This is a genomic window from Pseudomonas canadensis (genome assembly GCF_000503215.1).
Taxonomy (GTDB): Bacteria; Pseudomonadota; Gammaproteobacteria; order Pseudomonadales; family Pseudomonadaceae; genus Aquipseudomonas; species Aquipseudomonas canadensis.
The window spans coordinates 408,332-422,620 of the sequence record NZ_KI628539.1 but is presented as its reverse complement, the minus strand read 5'-3'; the positions used below and the strand labels follow the sequence as shown (position 1 = coordinate 422,620).

Here is a 14,289-nt window from a genome sequence, read left to right as displayed (position 1 = left end):
TCATCGTTAACGACCTTCGCGAGCAAGCTCGCTCCTACAAAATGATCGACGGATCAGGCCTTGGCAGCGCCCAGGATCAGGGCTTTCATCTCAGCCACCGCACCTTTGAAGCCGACGAACAGCGCATGAGCCACCAGCGCATGGCCGATGTTCAGCTCGTTGATGCCCTTGATTGCGGCCACGGCTTCGACGTTGTGGTAGTGCAGGCCATGCCCGGCGTTGACGATCAGGCCTTCCTTGAGGCCGCAGCTCACACCGTCAATAATGCGTTGCAGCTCGTCGGCCACTTCGGTGGGCGTGGTGGCATCGGCGTAGCGGCCGGTGTGCAGTTCGATGGCCGGCGCACCGACACGACGCGACGCTTCGATCTGGCGCTCGTCGGCATCGATGAACAGTGAGACTTCACTGCCGATTTTCGACAAGCGCTCCACGGCAGCCTTGATCCGTGCTTCCTGGCCGGCCACGTCGAGGCCGCCTTCGGTGGTCAGTTCCTGGCGGGTTTCCGGCACCAGGCAGATGTGCGCCGGGCGGATGCGCTCGGCGAACTGCATCATTTCTTCGGTGACGCCCATCTCGAAGTTCATGCGGGTTTGCAGCACCTCCTTGAGCATCAGCACGTCACGCTCCTGAATGTGGCGGCGGTCTTCGCGCAGGTGCACGGTGATACCGTCGGCACCCGCTTCTTCGGCGTCCAGCGCGGCCTTGACCGGGTCAGGGTAACGGGTGCCCCGGGCCTGGCGCAGGGTAGCGACGTGGTCGATGTTGACGCCAAGAAGAATGCGATTGCTGGTGGTCACGGAAGCGCTCCTGAAAAGGGAAAGAATCGGTGCACAGCATACACGGGGATGTCAGGGCTTTCGAAACAACTCGCGACTGACCAACGGCCGGCCGCCCAAGTGCACGGCCAGGGCCTGGCGCATCAGGCGCTTGGCGGCGGACAAGGCGCCGGGGGCGGTCCAGTCGGCTTCGCTCATGGCCAGCAATTCCGTGCCTTGGAACAGGCCGGGTTGCAGCAGGTAGACGCGTTCGAGACCGGCATCGACTTGCAGGCGGTACATGCCATCAGCGGCGATGGGGTCGCCGTGCAGGTCGTTGGCCAGTTCGAAGCCGTAGCCCAGGTCATCGAGCAGGCGCCATTCGAAGGCGCGCAGCAGTGGTTCCAGAGGACGGCCTTCGGCCAGCGCCAACAAGGTGGCAGCGTAGTGATCGAAGACGGCCGGGTGCGGGTCTTCAGCGGGGAGCAGGCGGATCAACAGTTCATTGAGGTAGAGACCGCTGAACAGCGCCTCGCCATTGAGCCAGGCAGAAGTACCGACGCTTTCCATGCGACCGACATTTTTCAACTCGCCTTTGCCGCGAAACTCCACGTCCAGGGCCACAAATGGCCGTGCCAGCGTGCCCGCCTTGCCGCGCGCACTGCGCAAGACAGCGCGCAGGCGGCCTTGGGGCGTGAGGAAGTCCACCAAGGCGCTGGTCTCGCGGTAGGCACGGCTGTGCAGGACGTAGGCGAGTTGGCTGGGGGGTGGGGATTGGGACATTGAAGCCTCATTGCTTCTGTGGAGAGCGGGCTTGCCCCGCGCTGGGATGCGAAGCAGCCCCAGTCAAATAACCGGGGTTCATTCGGTCAGATCTCGGGGCCTGGTTTTAGGGCTGCTTCGCAGCCCAGCGCGGGGCAAGCCCGCTCACCACAACAAGCCCGCCCCGCATCACCAGCGGTGCTCTTACAGGTCGCCGTAGCCCAGGGAGCGCAGTGCACGCTCATCATCGGACCAGCCACCCTTCACCTTCACCCACAGGTTGAGCATGATCTTGGAGTCGAACAGCAACTCCATGTCCTTGCGCGCTTCGGTGCCGATGCGCTTGATGCGCTCGCCCTTGTCGCCAATGATGATCTTCTTCTGCCCGTCACGTTCGACGAGGATCAGCGCATGGATGTGCAAGGTCTTGCCCTGCTGCTTGAACTCTTCGATCTCGACGGTGATCTGGTACGGCAGCTCGGCGCCCATCTGGCGCATGATTTTCTCACGCACCAGTTCGGCGGCAAGGAAACGGCTGCTGCGGTCGGTGATCTGGTCTTCCGGGAAGAAGTGCTCGTTCTCCGGCAAGTGCTCGGCGATCACACGCTCCAGAGCCTCCAGGTTGTGACCGTGCTGGGCCGAGATCGGGATGATCTGCGCGTTCGGCAGTTGTTCCTGCAGCCAGCTCAGGTGCGGCATCAATTCGGCTTTGTCTTCGATACGGTCGGTCTTGTTCAGCGCGACGATCAACGGGCCGGTGACGTACTGCACACGCTCGAGGACCATCTGGTCTTCGTCGGTCCACTTGGTGCGGTCGACCACGAAGATCACCACGTCGACGTCTTTCAACGCCGCCGAAGCGGTCTTGTTCATGTAGCGGTTCAGGGCTTTCTCGCCACCTTTGTGCATGCCTGGGGTGTCGACGTAGACCGCTTGCACGTTGCCTTCGGTCTTGATGCCCAGCATGTTGTGGCGGGTGGTCTGCGGCTTGCGCGAGGTGATCGCGAGCTTCTGGCCGAGGATGTGGTTCAGCAGCGTGGACTTGCCCACGTTCGGGCGGCCGACGATGGCAACATAGCCACAGCGTGTTGCGGTTGAATCAGTCATGGCCATTCTCCACGCCCAGGGCAATCAGTGCTGCAGCGGCCGCTACCTGTTCGGCAATACGACGGCTCACACCCTGACCTCGGCTTTTTTCGTTCAGTAAGGTGATTTCACATTCCACGAAGAATACGCGGCAATGCGGCTCACCCTGGATATCCACCACTTCGTAGCGTGGCAGTTCGCAACCACGGGACTGCAGGAATTCCTGCAGGCGGGTCTTGGGGTCCTTGTTGGTGTCGACCAGCGTGAGGCTTTCAATCTCGGAGGTCAGCCACGCGGTGACACGTTCCTTGGCCGCTTCCATGCCTGCATCGAGATAGATGGCACCGATCAGCGCTTCGAGAGCGTCAGCCAGGATCGATTCACGGCGGAAACCACCACTCTTCAGTTCACCGGAGCCCAGGCGCAGGTACTCACCCAGGCCGAAACCACGGGCCAGCACGGCCAGGGTCTCGCCTTTCACCAGGCGGGCGCGCAAGCGCGACAACTGGCCTTCACGGGCTTGGGGGAAGCGCTCGAACAGGGCTTCACCGGCGACGAAATTAAGGATGGCATCACCGAGGAATTCCAGGCGCTCGTTATTGCGCCCTGCAAAGCTGCGGTGTGTGAGGGCAAGGACCATCAGTTCCTGGTCCTTGAAGGTGTAGCCGAGCTGGCGCTCGAGACGACTTAGAGAAACGCTCACGGTTTACCCATATCTGTTTGGTGGCACCGGCGGCCATCGACGATTGACGCAGTGTTCAAATTCAAATCCTGGTTGGTGCAGCATGAGGCAGGACAGATTTGTCCCCACCCCAGAAAAGCATTCGGCGCTGTGTTCACAGCGCCGCCTGTATTACTTGATCAGCCCGACCCGCGAGAAGTTCGGCAAGTGGCTGAGTTTGGGTTCCGGCCAGCTCATCCAGACCGCGAAGGCCTTGCCGACGATATTCTGGTCGGGAACCATGCCCAGCAGGTCCTTGGGAATGTTTGGGTCATCCCAGTACCGGCTGTCATTGGAGTTGTCGCGGTTGTCGCCCATCATGAAGTAGTGCCCGGCCGGCACTGTCCACTGGCCGTCAGGCTGGGCACGGTAGCGGCTCATTTCCTTGCGGATTTCGTGCTCTACCGTACCGAGTTTTTCCTGGTACAGCTCGGCGCTGCCCAGGCTGTTCGGCTCGGAGCCGATCAGTTTCTCGGCCACCGACTCACCATTGATAAGCAGGCGCTTGTCGCTGGTGTAGCGGATCACGTCGCCCGGCAGGCCGACCACGCGCTTGATGTAGTTGACGTTCGGGTCGCTCGGGTAGCGAAACACCATCACGTCGCCGCGCTGCGGATCACCGACTTCGATGACCTTCTTGTCGATCACCGGCAGGCGGATCCCGTAGGAGAACTTGTTCACCAGGATGAAGTCGCCCACGTCCAGGGTAGGTTTCATCGACCCCGAGGGAATCTGAAACGGCTCCACCAGGAACGAACGCAGCACCAGCACGATGAACAACACCGGGAAGAACGACTTGCCGTATTCAACCAGCAAAGGCTCTTTGTTCAGCTTCTCGATCACCACGCCATCGGGCTGGCTGACGCTGCCCTGATAGGACGCGATAGCCGCCCGCCGACGCGGGGCGAAGAACACCAGATCGAGCAACGCCAGGAGACCGCAAACGGCAACGGCGATGACCAGCAACAGCGGGAAATTTAGCGACATAGGACCTAACTATCCAACCTGAGCACCGCAAGGAAGGCTTCTTGTGGAACTTCCACGTTACCTACTTGCTTCATGCGTTTTTTACCGGCCTTTTGCTTCTCAAGCAGCTTGCGCTTACGGCTTACGTCACCGCCGTAGCATTTGGCCAGTACGTTCTTTCTGAGTGCCTTGACGGAGGTCCGCGCAATGATCTGCCCGCCGATGGCGGCCTGGATCGCGACGTCGAACATCTGACGCGGAATCAGTTCTTTCATCTTCTCGGTCAACTGGCGACCTTTATAGTGCGCGTTGTCCTTGTGCACGATCAGTGCCAGGGCATCGACCTTGTCGCCGTTGATCAACACATCCAGTTTCACCAGATTAGCCGATTGGTAACGGTCGAAATGGTAATCCAGCGAAGCATAGCCGCGGCTGGTGGATTTGAGGCGGTCGAAGAAGTCCAATACCACTTCGTTCATCGGCATGTCGTAGGTCACTTGGACCTGGGTGCCGAGGAACAGCATGTCGCGCTGCACGCCACGCTTTTCAATACACAGGGTAATAACGTTGCCCAAGTGCTCCTGCGGAACCAGGATATTGGCCCGCACGATAGGCTCGCGCATGTCTTCGATCGCCGAGAGATCCGGGAGCTTGGACGGGTTGTCGACGTAAATCGTTTCACCGGTTTTCAGCAACAACTCGAAAATAACCGTTGGCGCGGTGGTGATCAGGTCCAGGTCGTATTCGCGTTCGAGGCGCTCCTGGATGATTTCCATGTGCAGCATGCCCAGGAAGCCACAGCGGAAGCCGAAGCCCAGGGCGTCGGAGCTTTCCGGGGTGTACTGCAACGACGAGTCGTTGAGGGTCAGCTTTTGCAGGGCCTCGCGGAAGTCTTCGAAGTCATCGGAACTGACCGGGAACAGACCCGCGTAGACCTGCGGCTGGATGCGCTTGAAGCCTGGCAGCACGTCGACATCCGGCGTGGAGCTCAGGGTCAGGGTGTCACCCACCGGCGCGCCGTGGATGTCCTTGATACCGGCGATGATGAAACCCACTTCACCGGCTTTCAGATCAACGGTCGCGGTGTGCTTGGGGTTGAAGACACCGACGCTGTCCACCAGGTGGATCTTGCCGGTGGATTTGACCAGGATCTTGTCGCCCTTCTTCACACGGCCGTGGCGCACGCGTACCAGGGAGACAACGCCCAGGTAGTTGTCGAACCAGGAGTCGATGATCAACGCTTGCAGCGGATCTTCGTAGTTGCCGGTCGGGGCTGGAATGGTCTGCACCAGACGTTCGAGCACTTCGTCGACACCCAGGCCGGTCTTGGCGCTGCAGGTGACGGCGTCGGTGGCGTCGATGCCGATGATCTTCTCGATCTCTTCCTTGACGCGCTCAGGCTCGGCCTGAGGCAGGTCGATCTTGTTCAGCACGGGCATGACTTCCAGGCCCTGCTCGATCGCGGTGTAGCAGTTGGCAACCGACTGCGCTTCCACACCCTGCCCTGCGTCAACCACCAGCAAGGCACCTTCACAGGCCGCCAGGGACCGGCTGACTTCGTAGGTGAAGTCGACGTGGCCTGGGGTGTCAATGAAGTTCAGTTGGTAGGTGATGCCGTCTTTGGCTTTGTAATACAGCGTAACGCTGTGGGCCTTGATGGTGATCCCGCGCTCGCGTTCGAGGTCCATGGAGTCCAGCACCTGGGCTTCCATTTCACGCTCGGCAAGGCCGCCGCACATCTGGATGAATCGATCGGCCAGCGTCGACTTACCATGGTCAATGTGGGCGATGATGGAGAAATTGCGGATATGACTCAAATCACTCACGGATCAACACTCAAAAAGGCTGCAGGCAGATTGCCCGCTGAAAAATAGCCGGGAATTGTACCTGATGCTCAGGCCAGACGTCATCTTTGCTGACCAGAACAAAAATGCCCCGATCTCTCGACCGGGGCATTTTTTGTTCATAAGCGCGGAATCAACCGGCCCGGCGCAACAGCCAGAAACCGGCCAACGCGCAGATGGCCGTGGGCACCAGCACCGCAAACAGCGGCGAGAAGCCAAACACCAGGCTCGACGGGCCGAGCAGGTCCTGGGCAATGCGGAAGGTGAAGCCCACCAGCACGCCCGTGAATACGCGCTGCCCCAAGGTCACGGAACGCAATGGGCCAAAGATGAAGGAAATTGCCATCAGCACCAACGCGGCAGTCACCACCGGTTGCAACACCTTGACCCAAAATGCCAGCCAGTAGCGGCCATTGTTCAAGCCCTGGTCCTTCAGGTAGTGGATGTAACCCCACAACCCGGAGATCGGCAGGCTTTCCGGGATCATCACCACGGTATTCAACAGTTCCGGCTTGAGGGCAATATCCCACTCCTGGCTCGGCACGTTGATCACTTCGGTGCTGGCCTTGGTGCCCTGGCCGACGTTACGGAAATAAGTAGTGGTAACGTCGCTGAGTTGCCACTTTTCGCCGCCGTATTGCGCACGTTTGGCGAAGCTTGACTCCAAAAGGTGACGTTCTTTGTCGAACGTATAGCGCGTGACACCAATCAACAGGCCGCCCGGCTGCACGGCGTTGATATGAATGAATTCTTCGCCCTGGCGGTGCCACAGGCCGTGCTTGGCGCTTTGTGCATCGCCTGAACCCTGGGCCAGGGCGCGATTAGCCTGGGCCGTGGTTTCGGCCGGCGGCGCGACATATTCGCCGATCAGCACGCTGCACGCCATCAGCAGCAGCATGGGTTTCATGACCGCCCAGACGATTCGACCAATGGACACGCCAGCAGCGCGCATGATGGTCAGTTCGCTATTGCTGGCCAGGCTGCCCAGGCCGATCAGGCAGCCGATCAGCGCGGCCATCGGCATCATGTCGTAGAGGCGACGTGGCGCGGTAAGGGCCACGTAGCTCAGCACGTCCCACACGGTGTAGGTATCGCTGACGTTGCCGACTTCATCGATGAAGGCAAACAACGAGGCCAGACCGAGGATGATGCCCAATACCGCCAGGATGGCGATCAGTACGCTGCTACCAATGTAGCGATCGAGCTTAGCCACGAGCCAACTCCTTCTGGCCACGACGGCTCATCATTTTCAAACGGATCGGTTCCCAATAGAGCAGGCCCAGGCCAATCACCAGGAAGATCCCGTGCACCCACCACAGACCGAGGGTCGGCGACAGCTTGCCTTTCTCCAGGGAGCCACGGGCGGAAATCAGGATGGTGAGGTAAGCCATGTACAGCAGAATCGCCGGCAACAGCTTGAGGAAGCGGCCCTGGCGTGGGTTGACGCGCGACAGCGGCACCGCCATCAAGGTCACGATGAACACCAGCAACGGCAGGGAAATCCGCCATTGCAGCTCGGCAATCGAGCGCAGTTCCTTGCTACCGAACAGCTCGGTGGTCGGGATGGCGTCGCGGTCGGTGACTTCGTCGCTGATATCCGGACGGGCCAGCATCACGCCATAGGTGTCGTACTTGATCGCACGGTAATCGGCCATGCCCGGGCTGCCATCGTAGCGATAGCCATTTTCCAGGATCAGGTAGCGGCTGCCGTCAGGACGCACTTCCTGGCGACCGGAATCGGCCACCAGCACGGAAATGCCACGGTCTTTCTTGTCCTGGCCCAGACGCTTCTCGGAGATGAACACGCCGCCCAAGTTGGCACGGTCGTCGGTCAGGGTTTCGGTGTAGGTCACCCGCGAACCGTCATTGAGCGCCTGGAAGCGGCCGGGTTCGAGGGTGTCGAACTCGGTCATCGCGTCCTGTTTATTCAGTACCAGTTGGAACTGCATGGCACCTTGTGGGGCCAGGCTCAGGCTCAGCCAGGCCACGATCAGCGCAACGCCGGCGGCCGGGATCATGGTCATGCCCAACAGGCGCTGTTGGCTCATGCCGGTGGCCGAGAGCACGGTCATTTCGCTTTCGAGGTAAAGGCGGCCGTAGGCCAGCAGGATCCCGAGAAACAGGCCGAGCGGCAGGATCAGCTGCAGGAAGCCCGGCAGACGAAAGCCCATGATCAGGAACAGCGAGCCCGGATCCAGGGCGCCGGAGGCAGCCTGGGCCAGGTATTTGACGAAACGACCACTCATGATGATGACCAGCAATACCGCACTCACGGCACTCAGGGTCAACAGGACTTCGCGGGACAGATAACGGAAGACGATCAAACCAGACACTCCAGGGTTGTCAGGCTAAGGCGGCCAAACAAGCAAGCATACCGAGTCAGCCCGTTTGCACGGACCGGCTAAAAAGATGGCGCATTATCCTGTGATTGACCGCGCCTGTCACTGCGCAACCTCATGCACATGCACAAAGCGGGTGACAAGGGTTGTCAGCCTCCGCCGGCGAGGTTCAAACTGCGGCCTTTGTCGCCGGCGGTTTACACAGCTGCCTGGTATTAAAGCCGGAGTACAGACTCCTGGCTAACCGACCTTTATAAGGGACCCGAAAATGGAATTGGTTGTAAAAAGCGTTAGCCCCGAAACGTTGAAAACCGCCACCCTCGTGGTCGCCATTGGCGAAGGCCGCAAGCTCGGCGTTGCCGCCAAGCAACTCGACGAACTCAGCGGCGGCGCCATCAGCGCAGTGCTCAAGCGCGGCGACCTGGCCGGCAAAGTCGGCCAGAGCCTGCTGTTGCAGAGCCTGCCCAACCTGAAAGCCGACCGCGTATTGCTGGTGGGCGTGGGCAAGGACGTTGAACTGGGCGACCGTCCGTTCCGCAAAATCATCAGCGGCATCCTCACCACCCTCAAGGGCCTGGGCGGCACTGACGCCACGCTGGCACTCGATGAAGTCGTGGTCAAAGGCCGCGACAGCTACGGCAAGACCCGCCTGCTGGCCGAGAGCCTGGTGGACGGCGGCTACATTTTCGACCAGTTCAAGAGCACCAAGGCCGAACCGCGCGCCCTGAAGAAAATCACCCTGCTGACCATCAAGGCCGCCCAGGCTGAAGTCGAGCGCGCCGTGACCCACGCGACCGCCATCGCCAACGGCATGTCGTTTACCCGCGATCTGGGCAACCTGCCGCCGAACATCTGCCACCCGACTTTCCTGGGCGAACAAGCCAAGGCGCTGGGCAAAGAGTTCAAGGGCCTGAAAGTCGAAGTGCTGGACGAGAAGAAGATCAAGGAACTGGGCATGGGCTCGTTCTATGCCGTGGGCCAGGGCAGCGACCAGCCGCCACGCCTGATCGTGATGCAATACAACGGCGGCAAGAAGTCCGAGAAGCCTTACGCCCTGGTCGGCAAAGGCATCACCTTTGACACCGGCGGCATCAGCCTCAAGCCGGGCCTGGGCATGGACGAGATGAAGTACGACATGGGCGGCGCCGCCAGCGTGTTCGGCACCCTGCGTGCCGTGCTGGAACTCAAGCTGCCGATCAACCTGGTGTGCATCCTGGCCTGCGCCGAGAACATGCCGAGCGGCGGCGCGACCCGTCCGGGCGACATCGTCACCACCCTGAGTGGCCAGACTGTCGAAATCCTCAACACCGACGCCGAAGGCCGCCTGGTGCTGTGCGATGCCCTGACCTACGCCGAACGCTTCAAGCCACAGGCCGTGATCGACATCGCCACCCTGACCGGTGCCTGCATCGTCGCCCTGGGTTCGCACACCTCGGGCCTGCTGGGCAACAGCGATGAGCTGATCGAGCAACTGCTCAGCGCCGGCAAAGCCGCAGACGACCGCGCCTGGCAACTGCCGCTGTTCGATGAGTACCAGGAACAACTGGACAGCCCCTTCGCCGACATCGCCAACATCGGCGGTCCGAAAGCCGGCACCATCACCGCGGCTTGCTTCCTGTCGCGCTTTGCCAAGAACTTCAACTGGGCGCACCTGGACATCGCCGGCACGGCCTGGACCAGCGGCGGCAAGGACAAGGGCGCAACCGGCCGTCCGGTTCCCCTGCTGACCCAGTACCTGCTGGATCGCGCCAAGGCCTAACGCAATCCTCCCTCTGTAGGAGCCGGCTTGCCGGCGATGGCTTCCTGATTCAAGGGACTCATCGCCGGCAAGCCGGTTCCTACAAGGGATATGCGCACGCCCAGGAAATGCAATGACCCAAGTCGACTTCTATATATTGCCCAGCGCCGACCCGCTCGCGCGCCTGGACTTTGCCTGCAAACTCACTGAAAAAGCCTGGCGCATGGGCCACCGCATCTACCTGCATTGCAGCGATGCCGCCCAACGCGATGAGCTGGATGCTCGCCTGTGGCGCTTCAAGGGCGAAAGCTTTGTGCCTCACGGCCCTGCCGAGTCCGAACCCGAAGGCCTGGTTGTCCTGGGTTTAGGGGACAGTTGCGGCGATCACCAGGACCTGCTGGTCAACCTGGACCTGAAAGTACCGCCTTTCGCCAAGGCATTCGCCCGTGTGGCGGAAGTGGTGGTGGAGGATCCGGCTATTCGTCAGGCCGCGCGGGAGAGTTTCCGTTTCTACCGCGAACAGGGCTATCCTCTGCAAGATCACCGGCTACAACGACTTTGAGCACATGATGGACAATCCCAACCCTATAAAAAAAGACGATCACCTGCTGGACGACCTGGAGTCGATCCGTCAGTTGCTCGGTGATGATGACTTGCAACCGCCGCTGTTGACCGATTCGGTCGAGGGCGAGGTACAGATTCCGCTGTTGTTTGACATGGTCGGCGGCAAGCCCGTCGCACCGGTACCGGTGGTCGAGACCGCCGCGCCTGCCGCTGTCGAAAAAAGTCCCGACGCCCTGCTGCTGCACCTGGACAACGAACTGCGCGCCGCTGCGCAGTTGATCATGCAAGACGTGATCGATGACTTTGCGCCGCACATCGAGACCGAGATCAAGCGCCGGCTGGATGCACGGATGGAGCGGTTGCTGAGCCAGTACCAGAATTGAAGCCAACGCAGATCCCCTGTGGGAGCGGGCTTGCTCGCGAAAACGGTGTGACCGTCAGCACATGCATTGGCTGATCCACCGCTTTCGCGAGCAAGCCCGCTCCCACATTTGCCGCCCATACATTTCAAGCCCGTCTTCGCCTCGCCCTGCGCCCTATCCCCCGTTATACTTGCCGGCTTTCCTGAATAAATGCCAACTAGGGTCCCGCCGCGCATGGATAAGACCTACCAGCCGCACGCCATCGAAACTTCCTGGTACAACACCTGGGAATCCGAGAACTATTTCGCCCCGCAAGGCGCGGGCGATTCCTACACCATCATGATTCCGCCACCGAACGTCACTGGCAGCCTGCACATGGGCCATGGCTTCAACAATGCGATCATGGATGCGTTGATCCGTTTCCGCCGCATGCAGGGCCGCAACACCCTGTGGCAACCGGGCACCGACCACGCCGGTATCGCCACGCAAATGCTGGTGGAACGCCAACTCGAAGCCACCGGCCAGAACCGTCACGACCTGGGTCGCGAGAAATTCCTGGAAAAGATCTGGGAATGGAAAGACCAGTCCGGCGGCAATATCAGCCGTCAGATCCGTCGCCTCGGTTCGTCCGTCGACTGGAGCCGCGAGCGCTTCACCATGGACGACGGCCTGTCGGAAGCCGTGAAAGAAGCCTTCGTGCGCCTGCATGAAGACGGCCTGATCTACCGCGGCAAGCGCTTGGTCAACTGGGACACCAAGTTGCACACGGCGATTTCCGATCTCGAAGTGGAAAACCACGACGAGAAAGGCTTCCTGTGGAACCTCAAATACCCGCTGGCCGACGGCGCCAAGACTGCTGAAGGCAACGACTACCTGATCGTCGCCACCACTCGTCCGGAAACCATGCTCGGCGACGCCGCCGTCGCGGTTAACCCGAACGACGAACGCTACCAGGCGCTGATCGGCAAGTTCGTTGAACTGCCATTGGTTGGCCGTCGCATCCCGATCATCGCGGACGACTACTGCGACCCTGAATTCGGCACCGGCTGCGTGAAGATCACCCCGGCCCACGATTTCAACGACTACGAAGTCGGCAAGCGCCACAACCTGCCACTGCTGAACATCTTTGACAAAAACGCCGCCGTACTGCCGGCCTGCCAGGTGTTCAACCTGGACGGCACGCTGAACGAGAGCATCGACGGCAAGATCCCGACTGAATACGCCGGTCTCGACCGCTTCGAAGCACGCAAGCAGATCGTCGCCGCCTTCGATGCTGCCGGTTTGCTGGTGAGCGTTGACGACCACGGCCTGAAAGTGCCGAAGGGCGACCGTTCCGGCACCGTGATCGAGCCGTGGCTGACCGACCAGTGGTACGTGTCCACCAAGCCTTTGGCAGAACCTGCCATCGCCGCCGTGGAAGATGGCCGCATCCAGTTCGTGCCGAAACAGTACGAAAACATGTACTTCTCGTGGATGCGCGACATCCAGGATTGGTGCATCAGCCGTCAGCTGTGGTGGGGTCACCGCATTCCGGCCTGGTACGACGAGGCGGGCAAGGTCTATGTAGGCCGCGACGAAGCCGAAGTGCGTGCCAAGCACAACCTCGGTGCCGACATTGCGCTGCAACAGGATAACGACGTACTGGACACCTGGTTCAGCTCGGGCCTGTGGACCTTCTCCACCCTGGGCTGGCCGCAGCAGACCGAATTCCTCAAGAAATTCCACTCCACCGACGTGCTGGTCACTGGTTTCGACATCATTTTCTTCTGGGTTGCCCGGATGATCATGCTGACCATGCACCTGGTGAAGAACGAGGACGGCACGCCGCAGGTACCGTTCAAGACCGTGTACGTGCACGGCCTGGTGCGTGATGGCCAGGGCCAGAAGATGTCCAAGTCCAAGGGCAACGTCCTGGACCCGCTGGATATCATCGACGGCATCGACCTGGAAACCCTGGTACAGAAACGCACCTCCGGCCTGATGCAGCCGAAACTGGCGAAGAAGATCGAGAAGCAGACCCGCGACGAGTTCGCCGATGGTATTGCCAGCTATGGCACCGACGCCCTGCGCTTCACCTTCTGCTCGCTGGCCTCCACTGGTCGCGACATCAAGTTCGACATGGGCCGCGTCGAAGGCTATCGCAACTTCTGCAACAAGATCTGGAACGCTGCGCGCTACGTGCTGGATAAAGGCGAAGACTGCGGCCAGAACGGTGAAGCCTATGAGCTGAGCCTGGCCGACCGCTGGATCATTTCGCAGCTTCAGCGCACCGAAGCCGAAGTGACCCGCCAGCTCGACCAGTTCCGTTTCGACCTGGCCGCACAGGCCTTGTACGAGTTCATCTGGAACCAGTATTGCGACTGGTACCTGGAACTGTCCAAGCCGGTGCTGTGGGACGAAAACGCGCCGGTCGAACGCCAGCGCGGCACCCGTCGCACCCTGGTTCGCGTACTGGAAGTGGCGTTGCGTCTGGCGCACCCGTTCATGCCGTTCATCACCGAAGAAATCTGGCAGCGCCTGGCGCCGCTGGCCGGTATCGAAGGCAAGACCATCATGCTGCAACCTTGGCCGGTGGCCAACGAAGCGCGCATCGATGAGGCAGCCGAAAGCGATATCGAATGGCTCAAGACCCTGATGATGGGCACGCGTAACATCCGTGCCGAGATGAACATCGGGCCGGGCAAGCCATTGGCGGTGTTTGTGAAGAACGCCAGTGCCGAAGACCAGCGTCGTCTCACCGAGAACGATGCACTGCTCAAGAAGCTGGCGAAGCTGGAGTCGATCACCGTATTGGCAGCCGGCGAAGAAGCACCACTGTCCGCGACCGCACTGGTCGGCGAGATGGAAGTGCTGGTGCCGATGGCAGGACTGATCGACAAGGGTGCCGAACTGGCTCGTCTCGACAAGGAAATCAGCCGCCTGCAAGGCGAAGTACAACGCGTGGGCGGCAAGCTGTCCAACGCGGCCTTCGTCGACAAGGCACCGGCTGAAGTGATCGAGAAAGAACGCGCCAAGCTGGCCGAGGCTGAACAGGCCCTGGGCAAGCTGGCGGAGCAACATGCGCGGATCTCCAGCCTGTAAGGTGGACCGCGTGTCAGAAAGAGGCCTTCGGGCCTCTTTTTTTTGGGTGTGAAAACCCAATCGATGTGGGA

The 14,289-nt window shown here is 60.7% G+C and carries 12 protein-coding genes; 4 read left to right on the top strand and 8 right to left on the bottom strand.

Annotation, left to right across the window (positions count from 1 at the left end):
* Nucleotides 1-53: 53 nt before the first annotated feature.
* From pdxJ to lptF, 8 genes are all read right to left on the bottom strand, one after another.
* Nucleotides 54-797 carry a pyridoxine 5'-phosphate synthase gene (pdxJ, locus tag U367_RS0124700; protein WP_028618989.1) on the bottom strand — a complete coding sequence of 248 codons (744 nt, stop codon included), beginning with the start codon at nt 795-797 and terminating at the stop codon, nt 54-56.
* A gap of 51 nt (nt 798-848) precedes the next feature.
* Nucleotides 849-1,538: a DNA repair protein RecO gene (gene recO, locus U367_RS0124695; protein ID WP_016978272.1), complete on the bottom strand. Its 690-nt coding sequence runs from the start codon at nt 1,536-1,538 to the stop codon at nt 849-851.
* A 183-nt stretch (nt 1,539-1,721) separates the two neighbouring features.
* On the bottom strand, nt 1,722-2,624 hold the full coding sequence (gene era, locus U367_RS0124690) for a GTPase Era (RefSeq protein WP_028618988.1): 903 nt from the start codon (nt 2,622-2,624) through the stop codon (nt 1,722-1,724).
* Entirely contained in the window at nt 2,617-3,306 is a 690-nt protein-coding gene (gene rnc / locus U367_RS0124685; RefSeq protein ID WP_016978270.1) for a ribonuclease III, read from the bottom strand. The genes era and rnc overlap by 8 nt, the downstream gene beginning before the upstream one ends.
* Nucleotides 3,307-3,456: 150 nt before the next feature.
* On the bottom strand, nt 3,457-4,311 hold the full coding sequence (lepB, locus tag U367_RS0124680; RefSeq protein WP_028618987.1) for a signal peptidase I: 855 nt from the start codon (nt 4,309-4,311) through the stop codon (nt 3,457-3,459).
* A 5-nt stretch (nt 4,312-4,316) separates the two neighbouring features.
* The gene (gene lepA, locus U367_RS0124675) at nt 4,317-6,116 is read right to left on the bottom strand and encodes a translation elongation factor 4 (protein WP_028618986.1); all 1,800 of its coding nucleotides are present in this window, start codon (nt 6,114-6,116) and stop codon (nt 4,317-4,319) included.
* Nucleotides 6,117-6,267: 151 nt separating this feature from the next.
* Entirely contained in the window at nt 6,268-7,347 is a 1,080-nt protein-coding gene (gene lptG, locus U367_RS0124670; RefSeq protein WP_028618985.1) for an LPS export ABC transporter permease LptG, read from the bottom strand.
* Complete coding sequence (gene lptF / locus U367_RS0124665) at nt 7,340-8,458, bottom strand: LPS export ABC transporter permease LptF (RefSeq protein ID WP_028618984.1); 1,119 nt, start codon at nt 8,456-8,458, stop codon at nt 7,340-7,342. The genes lptG and lptF overlap by 8 nt, the downstream gene beginning before the upstream one ends.
* A 283-nt stretch (nt 8,459-8,741) precedes the next feature.
* On the opposite strand from lptF, the gene U367_RS0124660 reads away from it, so the two are divergent.
* The 4 genes from U367_RS0124660 to U367_RS0124645 all read left to right on the top strand — a co-directional run bounded on the left by U367_RS0124660 (nt 8,742) and on the right by U367_RS0124645 (nt 14,218).
* A complete protein-coding gene (locus U367_RS0124660; protein WP_028618983.1) occupies nt 8,742-10,232 on the top strand; it encodes a leucyl aminopeptidase in 1,491 nt (496 codons plus the stop codon).
* 112 nt (nt 10,233-10,344) lie between these two features.
* On the top strand, nt 10,345-10,773 hold the full coding sequence (locus tag U367_RS0124655; protein WP_010212887.1) for a DNA polymerase III subunit chi: 429 nt from the start codon (nt 10,345-10,347) through the stop codon (nt 10,771-10,773).
* Between the two features lie 7 nt (nt 10,774-10,780).
* The gene (locus tag U367_RS0124650; RefSeq protein ID WP_028618982.1) at nt 10,781-11,158 is read left to right on the top strand and encodes a hypothetical protein; all 378 of its coding nucleotides are present in this window, start codon (nt 10,781-10,783) and stop codon (nt 11,156-11,158) included.
* Between the two features lie 213 nt (nt 11,159-11,371).
* Nucleotides 11,372-14,218: a valine--tRNA ligase gene (locus U367_RS0124645; protein WP_028618981.1), complete on the top strand. Its 2,847-nt coding sequence runs from the start codon at nt 11,372-11,374 to the stop codon at nt 14,216-14,218.
* Nucleotides 14,219-14,289 lie beyond the last annotated feature (71 nt).

Excerpts from the sequence above, each read along its gene's own strand:
- U367_RS0124645 (WP_028618981.1), top strand. The coding sequence starts at position 11,372 with ATGGATAAGACCTACCAGCCGCACGCCATCGAAACTTCCTGGTACAAC.
- recO (WP_016978272.1), bottom strand. The coding sequence starts at position 1,538 with ATGTCCCAATCCCCACCCCCCAGCCAACTCGCCTACGTCCTGCACAGC.
- U367_RS0124650 (WP_028618982.1), top strand. The coding sequence starts at position 10,781 with ATGGACAATCCCAACCCTATAAAAAAAGACGATCACCTGCTGGACGAC.
- U367_RS0124655 (WP_010212887.1), top strand. The coding sequence starts at position 10,345 with ATGACCCAAGTCGACTTCTATATATTGCCCAGCGCCGACCCGCTCGCG.
- lepB (WP_028618987.1), bottom strand. The coding sequence starts at position 4,311 with ATGTCGCTAAATTTCCCGCTGTTGCTGGTCATCGCCGTTGCCGTTTGC.
- era (WP_028618988.1), bottom strand. The coding sequence starts at position 2,624 with ATGACTGATTCAACCGCAACACGCTGTGGCTATGTTGCCATCGTCGGC.
- U367_RS0124660 (WP_028618983.1), top strand. The coding sequence starts at position 8,742 with ATGGAATTGGTTGTAAAAAGCGTTAGCCCCGAAACGTTGAAAACCGCC.